The 10201-nt window shown below is 41.3% G+C and carries 6 protein-coding genes and 1 pseudogene; 4 read left to right on the top strand and 3 right to left on the bottom strand.

Annotation, left to right across the window (positions count from 1 at the left end; genetic code table 11):
• Positions 1-78 precede the first annotated feature (78 nt).
• The 4 genes from AACV78_RS12325 (at position 79) to AACV78_RS12310 (ending at position 7563) form a co-directional block, all read left to right on the top strand.
• Entirely contained in the window at positions 79-1725 is a 1647-nt protein-coding gene (locus AACV78_RS12325) for a tetratricopeptide repeat protein (protein WP_194012578.1), read from the top strand.
• 126 nt (positions 1726-1851) lie between these two features.
• Complete coding sequence (locus AACV78_RS12320) at positions 1852-3372, top strand: class I SAM-dependent methyltransferase (RefSeq protein ID WP_194012579.1); 1521 nt, start codon at positions 1852-1854, stop codon at positions 3370-3372.
• A gap of 29 nt (positions 3373-3401) precedes the next feature.
• Positions 3402-5117: a class I SAM-dependent methyltransferase gene (locus AACV78_RS12315; RefSeq protein WP_228042695.1), complete on the top strand. Its 1716-nt coding sequence runs from the start codon at positions 3402-3404 to the stop codon at positions 5115-5117.
• Positions 5118-5130: 13 nt separating this feature from the next.
• A complete protein-coding gene (locus AACV78_RS12310; protein WP_194012580.1) occupies positions 5131-7563 on the top strand; it encodes a glycosyltransferase family 4 protein in 2433 nt (810 codons plus the stop codon).
• A gap of 114 nt (positions 7564-7677) precedes the next feature.
• Here the strand turns inward: AACV78_RS12310 and AACV78_RS12305 are convergent, their stop codons facing one another.
• From AACV78_RS12305 to AACV78_RS12295, 3 genes and pseudogenes are all read right to left on the bottom strand, one after another.
• A complete protein-coding gene (locus AACV78_RS12305; protein WP_194012581.1) occupies positions 7678-9030 on the bottom strand; it encodes a glycosyltransferase in 1353 nt (450 codons plus the stop codon).
• A 75-nt stretch (positions 9031-9105) separates the two neighbouring features.
• Positions 9106-9492, bottom strand: coding sequence for a hypothetical protein (locus tag AACV78_RS12300; protein WP_194012582.1), 387 nt, complete (start codon positions 9490-9492; stop codon positions 9106-9108).
• A gap of 23 nt (positions 9493-9515) precedes the next feature.
• Positions 9516-10201, bottom strand: a pseudogene (locus AACV78_RS12295) (hypothetical protein); the annotation flags it as partial.

Below are 10201 nucleotides of genomic sequence, written 5' to 3'. Positions count from 1 at the left end.
GAATGTTGACATTAGTATAAGGTGCTTATCGACCCCGATCGACCAAGCTAAAAAAAATGAAATCTACGGTACAAAATTATGAATAACTCGTTACAAGTGCATGAAGAAACAGCTTCTAATTATTTTCATAGAGGCAACCTCCTGAAACAGTCCGATAAATTTGAGGAAGCCGCCGCCGCCTACCAGCGCTGTACTGAACTCAACCCGGATTTTTCCTGGTATCACCACAATTTGGGTGAGGTTTTGGCGAAATTGGGGCAGCGGGATGGGGCGGAGAAAAGTTACCGCAGGGCCTGCGAACTCAACCCGAATTCGGCTTGGTCTTGGCACAATTTCGGGGAGGTTTTGCAACAGCAGGGCAATCTTGATGAGGCAGTGGCAGCGTATCGCAAAGCTGTGGATCTCTATCCAGATTTTTATGAGTTTTATAACAGTTTGGGTCAGGCTTTGTGCTTGCAAGGTCAATTGGATGAGTCTGTAAGTTGTTTGCGGAAGGCGATCGAGCTTGACTCGGAATCGGCTTTGCCTCACCAAAATTTGTGGGAGGCTTTGGCAAGATTGGGACGGGTTGATGAAGGGATGGATTGTTTGCGAAGGGCGATCGAGCTAAATCCGGGCGAGGGAGATTTGTACCTGAAGTTGGCAGAGGCTTTGCAAGGTAAGAATGAATTAGCAGAAGCCGTGGGTTATTACCGAAAGGCGATTCAGTTAAAACCAGATTTCCATTGGCTTTACTATAAATTGGGAACGGCTTTAGCGGCACAGGGTCAATGGGAGGAGGCGATCGCATCTTACTCGAAAGCGGCTGATTTGGAACCGGGTTCGGCGATCGTCCACCATTATTTGGGGCATACTTTGTCGATCGTCCAGCGCTGGGATGAGGCGATCGAATCCTACCATAAAACGCTTGAGCTTGTCCCTGATGCTGCTATAATATACCAACATTTAGGAGATGCGCTGGCAGCACAGCAAAAGTGGGAGAGAGCTGTGGGTAGTTACCGCAAGTCTGTTAAAATAGAACCTAACTCGCTGGAGGCTCAGGATCATTTGGGGTTTGCCCTATATCAGCTTGGGCGGTTGGATGATGCAATTTCTGCTTATCGGAAAGCTTTGGAAATTGCGCCTAACTCGGATGTGGTACTTCAGCATTTAGGAGATGCTCTCAGACAGCGATCGCGCGTCCAACCTATCACGAAAGAAGCTAAGTCGGATTTAGATGAAGCGTTGAACTGTTATTACAAGGCAATAGAATTGAATCCGAACAATGTGCTGAGCGATCGCCAAAAAATGCTAGAGATTAAGTCAGATGACCCTGTACTCTATTTACAATTAGGCAAAGCTCTGGTACAACAAAATCATTTAGATCAAGCGATCACCTCTTTTCGTCAGGTTATTGAGATAAATACCGATTCCTGGGAAGCTCATCACTACTTAGGCGAAGCTCTAGCAAAGCAAGGGCAGTGGGCAAATGCAATCGCTTCTTACCGCAGGGCTATTCAACTCAACCCCGATTCTAGTTCGTCTTATCAGCAGATGGGTGCAGCTTTTATGACCCAAGGAAATCTGGATGAGGCGATCGCTGCCTACCGCAAAGCTATAAAATTAAACCCAGATTGCTCTGCAACACATAACAATTTAGGAGATGCCTTAGCTAAAACAAGTAAAGTAGATGAGGCAAGTCAGGCTTATCGCCGTGCCATTGAACTTGAGGTCAAAAATCTATGAGTTTGATCAGAATAACTTAGCCACCATTAGGGCAAATACATCTAAATCAACTTGACCAAATGATCGAAAAAAAAATGCTAGTCTTTTTTCATAGTATTGAATTTAAAAACTTACCATTGTAAAATTATGTCAGACATACTTACCGTTGGAGAAATACAGAATCGCCTTTTTGAATACGCTGGCTTCAAAAAAGAACTAAAAATCAAGCACAATCAACAAAAAATCACGGTGCTTCATGTTGTAGCAGAAGAAGCAAAAACAAAAATCCAAGTATCCATTCAAGAGGTCTACGCCAACATAAATACTTTTCCTTTGCCAATAAACGATCGATTGAATGAATTTGAAACATATTCACTGGATGAAGTTTTTGTGGAGATACCCAGAATAGATGCGATTAGTATAGAAGCTCAAGGAGTGACTCCTATTATTTTCAATGGGATGCAGAAATTACTAGATCAAAATCCCCATGCAAGTATTTATATGAGCTTTAATAGCTCCCGTATTCAAAATGCTGGATTTCATCCAAAGTCTTTTGCTTATAACTTATTAACAATGGGGTTTGGAATAACAAAAATAGACGAGTATGGTCAAGTATGTGCGGTTTCTGAAGAGGAATTATTGACGGGAACACAGGTAAACTTAACCTTAAAAAGAGTGATTCAAAGAGAGTTTAACATAACTAAAAAGGAAGAAAAAAATCCTATTTTTAGGGAAGTGAAGCCAATTGATATTGAAAAGCCGATGGCAGTAGTAACCAAGCCAAAATCTGATTTTAATTACTATCATCCTGAAATACCTAATCCCCAAAAACAAGGTGGTGTCATCCACAACCCTGATTCGCAAGAAAAAGTATTTCAGGGTCTTGTTAATCTAGGAATTGATGTAGAAAATTATGAAGTGGACGTGCAAGAGTATCGCCAATACTTTCAGAATGCACGATATGTACAGGACTTCCCTGACTATTACTCTTTTAATCTACCGGAAAAAACTCTAGAACACTACATAGCAGCCAAACTTTTACAACTTAACGACAAAGACATCTACATCGATATTGCTAGCCAGCACAGCCCCACACCAGAAATTTATCATCGCCTGTTTGGTGTGAAAGCATATTTGCAAGACCTTGATTACCCTCATGGATTGAATGGCAATAAAATCGGAGGAGACGCAGCGAATATGCCAGTAGCGGATGGGTTTGCAACTAAAATGGCGCTCCACTGCTCATTTGAACATTTTGAAAATGGTTCAGATCAGGGTTTTATTCAAGAAGTGTCGCGGATACTTAAGCCGGGTGGTGCCGTATGTATTACCCCATTCTATTTATTTGATGAATATGCAATTCAAACCGATCCGGCTGTTTCAATACCGCAACGAGTCAAATTTGACGATGATGCTACAGTTTATTGCGCCTACGGATGGGGGAACCGTCACGGTCGATTTTACGATCCCGATCATGTTTTTAGTCGAGTATGCCAGAATCTAAAGGGCATGAAAATCAAAATTTATAGCATAACAAATGCTAAACAGGTCGATCCATCGTGCTATGTACAATTTGCAGCATTAATCACAAAGAGCGGTGCGGCTGAGCCACTTAACAATGCAGAACAGTATGCTCATGCTCTCACATCATCAGGGATAATAACCTGAAATAGAACCTAGAAATTGAAGGAGAAAAAATGTTTAAAATTGAGCTGGAATATCCCACCAGTAGTAGTAACAAACCGCGCTATACCAAAAGCCAGCCTAATAAGTATATTAGTCAAGCGGTGGAATCTAATGATGAAGTGTATCGGAGAGTTTTGCAGAATTTTCCGAAGTATTTTCATCAGTTGGCAAATATAGATGTAGATAGCAATGAAGATGCAAGGGAACCTTTGTACATTAATCCATACTTCCCAGCATTTGATAGCATTTCTCTCTATTGTTTGATTGCTGAGTTAAAACCAAATATTTACATAGAAGTTGGTTCGGGCAATTCGACTAAGTTTGCAAGAAGAGCGATTAGAGACAATAATTTGAAGACCCAGATTATCTCGATCGATCCTTATCCTAGATCTGAAATTGATGATATATGCGATCGGGTGATTCGTCAGCCTGTAGAGGAAATCGATCTAAATATATTTGAGAATCTCCAGAAAAACGATATTGTCTTCATTGATAATTCTCATAGATGTTTTATGAATTCTGATGTCACCATTTGCTTCCTTGACATCATGCCGCGACTGAATCCGGGTGTATACCTGCAAATACATGATATATTCTGGCCATTTGACTACCCAGAATCTTGGCAAGAAAGATATTATAACGAGCAGTACCTGTTAGGTACTTTATTAGCTAATGGCTTAAATGATTACGAAATAGTATTGCCAGTTTATTATGCTAGTTTGCATCCAGAACTATCCAGTATTTTATCTTCTTTATGGTCAGCCGATGAAAAATTCGATCGAGTCTATAAACATGGCGGTAGTTTTTGGATGCGGCGCAAGCTAGCAAATCAAGATTATGAGCAAATAGGTGAATCAGAAAATGAGAGGAGTACCGCAATCATCCAGGCAAATTATAATCAGCCAGTACCGCTGAAGGACGAAGTGTTTTTGCCAACAAATAACCACCGCGACAAGGAGAATATTGCGATTTTGAACGACTCTTTTATTCAACCAAGCAAAATAAACGACGCGACATTTTTGCAAGAAACTGCTCACCTCAGTCATCAAGATTTTGTGCAAGCAGTTTATCGCACGTATATGCTAAGAGATTCTGACGTGCAAGGCTACCATCATTTCTTTAGCGTACTTACTGAGAGAAAATGTACGCGCCAGCAGGTAATCTCCACTATTCGGGAATCAGCAGAGTTTAAAGCGCAGGAATTGAAATTTAAGTTAAAAGGATTTGACTACTCTAAATACCCCCGACGCTTAAATCTTGGCTGCGGTTGGGATATTAAACAGGGTTATTTGAATGTAGACCTTCACGACTTTGGCAAGCCGGACTTAGTAGCGGACATCCGACATTTAGATTTGTTGCCATCAGGTTACTATGACGAAATCATTGCTCAGGACTGTCTAGAACATATGCCTAGGTGCGATACACAACCCGTCCTAACAGGATGGGGTCGTTTGTTGAAACAGGGAGGTATACTAAAAATAAGAACAACCAGTCTCATCGATTTACTGGAGCTGTTTAAGTCGGAAAAACATCAATCAGTTGAAGCTCAGAAACTGTTGGTTCAATTTTTATACGGGTCACAAGCTTGTGAGGGAGATTGGCACTTGACAGGATTTACCAAAACTTTAATGACTCATTACTTAGAAGAAGCAGGTTTGGGAAATATTGAATATCAAGTAGTGTCTGATTGGTTGATGGACGTAACCGCGGAAAAAACAATAAATTAATCAGGAAATAAATATGAAAATAGCGATAGTATCTCCCAGTGGAATACCATTTCGGATTGGGGGTGCAGAAAATGTTTGGTGGGGTCTGCTGCATCACATCAATCAGCATACTGCACATCAGGCAGATTTAATAAAATTGCCTAGCCCAGAAATTAATTTCTGGGATTTAATGGATAACTATTGGCGATTTTCCCAACTAGATTTAAGTCACTTTGATGCGGTTATTTCCTGCAAGTATCCCGCTTGGATGGTAAACCATCAACATCATATTTGCTATATGTTCCACACATCACGCGGTTTATATGATTTGTATCCACCAACTTATCCAAAAATCTACACTACTAACAATCCAGAAATTTGTGCATTGCAGGAGTTCATGTATCGAAATCAAGACGCTCGAACTGCGTTAAAAGAGTTTTATGAAAGGCTGAACAAAATTCGTTCAAATATCGAACACATATCAGCAGATGCTTTTCAATATCCAGGGCCGCTCACCCGTCAAATAGTTCATTTCTTAGATGGTATAGCATTAGCTCCCACTGCAATTAAGAAGTATGCTTCGTTATCACATAATGTCATAAAACGCCCGGATTATTTTCCGGTTAACAGCCAGATAGAAGTTGTTTATCCGCCACCAATTCAAACAGGGTTTCGGATCGGGAAAGATGATTATTTATTTACTGCCAGTCGTTTGGAATACGGCAGCAAACGCATCGCTCACTTGATTGAAGCTATGAGATATGTCAAGTCGAATATACAGTTTAAAATAGCTGGAACTGGTGGCGAGCTTGAAGGTCTCAAACAAATTGCGGGTGATGACAAAAGAATTACTTTTCTTGGTTTTGTTAACGATCGCGAGTTGGTAAATCTCTACGCGGATGCTTTGGCTGTTCTTTACATTCCCTACGATGAGGATTACGGACTGATTACCGTAGAGGCAATGATGAGCGGTAAGCCTGTAATTACTGGTACTGACTCGGGGGGGACTAATGAGTTTGTCAGGCATGGAGAAACAGGGTTTTCAGTTCCACCAAACCCGCAGGCGATCGCCGAACGCATTGATTATCTCTGCGAACATCGCGATCGAGCAAAGCAGATGGGGCTTGCTGGTCAAAAGCAGGTTCAAGAAATTACATGGGCAAATACAGTTGCCCGATTGCTAGATGAAACTGTTCAATCTCCTGTAACTACCCCAATACCTTTAACTACAACGATACAACGCCACAAGACGATACAAAAGCGCAAAAAAATCACTGTAGTTCCACCTTTTCCCGTTTTCCCCCCTAGATACGGCGGGCAGTTTCGCGTATTTCACTTTTATCGGCATTTAACTAACAAATTTGATATAGAGTTAGTTACTTTGACTGATGTTAACGATAGGGTATTTAGAGGTGAAATTTCTCCCGGGCTCTGGGAAACGAGGATTCCTAGGTCAATGCAGCATCAAGAAGCGGAGCAGAATATTCAACGAGAGATAGGAACACCATTTGGTATTGGCGATGTGGTAATGCCTAAAATTTATCATATGACGCGAGATTATATGTTGGCTTTAAGAGAGGCTACAGAAAATTCAGATTTTGTAGTTGCTTCCCATCCTTATCTTCTTCCAGCTATTCAAGAAGTGACTGATCTGCCGATTTGGTATGAAGCTCACAATGTAGAATTTGAACTAAAAAAAGGTATTCTTCCAGATAATTCAGGAGGTAGGGAATTATTAGAATTAACCCGCAAGGTTGAGAAAGAATGCTGTCAAGTTAGTAGCTTAATTATGGCGTGTTCTCCTGGAGAAGCCAAACTCATGAGCGAAATATATAATGTAGATATAAATAAATTTGTTTTCGCTCCTAACGGTGGAGATTTAGAGAGTGTAAGCTACGTTCCATTGACTCAGCGACTCTTGAAAAAAGAAAAGTTGGGGTTTTCCCAAAATTTCTTAGCAGTCTTTGCTGGCAGCGGGCATCCTCCCAATGTAGATGCTGTGCGCTGTATGTTTGAGATGGCCAGACAGCTTCCTGATGTTAAATTTCTAACCTTGGGAAGTGTAGGTTTAGGTGCTGAACCTCACCTGGCGCCGCCAAACGTCAGTGCAATGGGATTTGTAGACGACGAAACTAAAAGTGCTATTTTGGGAATTGCTGACGTGGCTTTAAATCCTATGCTGTCTGGGGGAGGTACGAATTTAAAAATGCTGGATTATCTGGCAGCAGGCATTCCGGTGATTTCTACTCCCACTGGATCGAGGGGTTTGGGGCTGGAACACCAACAGCACTGTATCATTGCAGAGATCGAGCAGTTTGCTGAAGCGATCGCGCGTCTCAGAGATGAAAATATTATAATCAAGAGTATACGTGTAGAGAATGCTAGGCAATATGTCGAACAAAAGTTTGATTGGGCAGTCATAGCCAAGACGTTTATCAATCAAATAGAAACAATGCAAATATTGTAATTAGCTAAAAGCAGCTAGCGAGCATTTCTTCTGGCGAAAAGTGCACTCGCATAAACATTAATCATATCATGCTAGGTTTATGAGTATCCTAGCATGATTTTTGCATTCCCTTATTTAGACTCGCAAGGCTTCTTTTCGTTCAATTAAAGATTTCAAATGCTCAATCTCTGCATCAGATTTTTTTATTTTAGACTGCACCTTCTCCACTTCGATTTGAACTGCTTGTGCAGTGTTCTTCCAGGCTTGAGCTTGGCATTCCAGCCCATCTCTTTCTCGCCGCAAATCATCTCTTTCTCGCCGCAAGTCATCTTGTTTTCGCTGTAAATCATCTTGGCTATTTATCTTGGTTGCAATGATATTTTCCAAACGATTTCTAATCTTTTTCCCAATAGCTTGCGGACTCAATAAAGACTGAGTTTCACGAGCAGCTCTTGCTCCTACAAGTTTTGCTGGCTGGTAGTTGTGAAATACGTAGTGCATCAGTGCTGCTGCGTGTTCAATATCAGGCTCTGCCCAAATATTACCCTTTTTATAAGGCCCGATATCTTCAGAAATAGTCACTAAATCGTATTTGACTAAAAAACTATTACCTACATTCATAAATTCTATATTAGACGAGTAAGCAGTCGCGATCGTCGGCTTACCCCAGTACATCGCTTCAGCCATTGTCAAGCCAAAACCTTCAGCGCGGTGCAGCGATACATAGCAGTCGCAATTGTAAATTAAGGCATTCACCTCATCCCTCATCAAATGCCCTTCTATGAGGTGAACAGATGGATATTGCTCTGCCAGTGCCTTAAATTCATCTCGCTGGCGGGGATAATGTTGTGAATTAGAAAACTTAATTACTAAACAAACATCTTCATTGGATTTACCAAAAGCCTGAATAAAGGCTTCAACAACTGCCCGAGGATTTTTGCGCTCAAATGTGCTGAGAGAGTCGAACATGAAGAGAAAAATAAATTTGTCTTTCGGTAATCCCAAGGCTTCTCTGCCCAAGGAGACGGGAGGAAAAACAAGGCTAGGCATTACCTTGATAACTGGAATAGGCGATACTGCTGATATGGCTTCTACGGCATGATTGCTAAAAGTCCATATTTCATCAAAGTAATTGAAACCAAACTGTAACTCAGGAGGAAAGTTCGGTAGTTCCCATGCCCAAAATCCTATATTGTATCGGTTTTCTAAATATTGAGAACCCCAAGATTCAAGAAATGTAGCTATACCGTCAGGGTTAAAATTTACGAGATTGACAGAATAGGGGTTATCTTTTGCTAAGTCTTGTTCTTGATAGGTTGCATCTAAGTTGCGATGCCAATCTATGTGAAAATTATTAATCGCAAAAGGAATCCTGGCAGCTTCAAGCGATCTAAGATTGGCACGCATTCCTTCCCCGATACCAAACTCTCCTTTCACAAAACCTGCAACATTAATACCAAAAGAAGAGTTTAGTGTTTCCTTGTTCATAATCAATTAGGCAGAATTCATAATTGGTCAGGCTGCGGATTGCCATGAAAGCAAAACGCGGTTAACATAGCACATCTACTTCAGGGGAACATTCTGAGTTTGATGTGCCTGAGTCTGTACTAGCTTCAATTCATTTTGCAATTGCTGTGCAGTCTGTCTCAAAGCTTGGTGCTTAGATTCCAGCCACTCTTTTTCTTCGTGAAGCTGTTGGGTCGCAGCTTGCGTTCGCTCCAATTCTCTCTGAGTCTCGTACAGTAAAACATTTAATGGTTCCAATTGCTTCACTTTCTCCCGCATCAAGTGCAGTAACTCGTGAGCTTCGTGTAATTCTTCGCGAGTCTGGTGCAATTGAGCTGCAAGCGTTGAGACCAAAAGAATTAAGTCACTCGCTTGTCTCGGTTGCCCATGAGTCTGATGCACGATAGCCTCAGTTTGCGTCCGTTCTGTCTGGATTTGCTGCATTGCTTTTATCTCTTTAACGATAGCTAGCTAGAACCTTTGCCTTTTCCGCTTGCCAATGACATTGGCTTAGCTGCCAATACCTGACGCATCAATTGTTTCCATTCTTCGGAATTTGTCAGAGAATAGGTATCGAGTTGCTGTCCTTTTTCTGAACCAAAATTGCTAAAACTCTCTAACCAATTATTGACTGTTTCTGTTCGTGACAACTGCGTGCATTTCAAAGATTCCTGTAATGACTCTCTCATTTTAAGCAAATCACCATTTTGATAAGCATACCAAGCTTCGCACACTAAAACTGGATACTGTATCTCCAGAGGTTCATTTTTCCGATCGGCTATAGCTTGCTGCAATCGCGATCGCTCCATTTCCTCTTCAGTCTGACGCAGTTGTATCTGAGATTGCTCCCATTCCCTTTGAATTTCATACAGTTGCGTCTGAGACTGTTGCAGCGCTATCTCAGTCTGATGCAGTTGTGCCTGAGATTGCTCCAATTCTTCTTGAGTCTGATAAAGAAGAGATTGGGACTGCTTTAATTCTCTGGTTGTCTTGTGCAACACTGACTTGTTTGTAGACAAATCCCCTTGAGTCTGATGTAATTGAGACTGAGACTGCTCAAATTCCCTTTGAGTCTGATGTAATTGAGACTGAGACTGCTCAAATTCCCTTTGAGTCTGATGTAATTGAGACTGAGACTGCTCAAATTCCCTTT

This window comes from Tychonema sp. LEGE 07196 (assembly GCF_963890365.1).
Lineage (GTDB): Bacteria > Cyanobacteriota > Cyanobacteriia > Cyanobacteriales > Microcoleaceae > Microcoleus.
The sequence above is the reverse complement of the archived record's forward strand: the minus strand, read 5'-3'. Positions and strand labels throughout refer to the sequence as shown.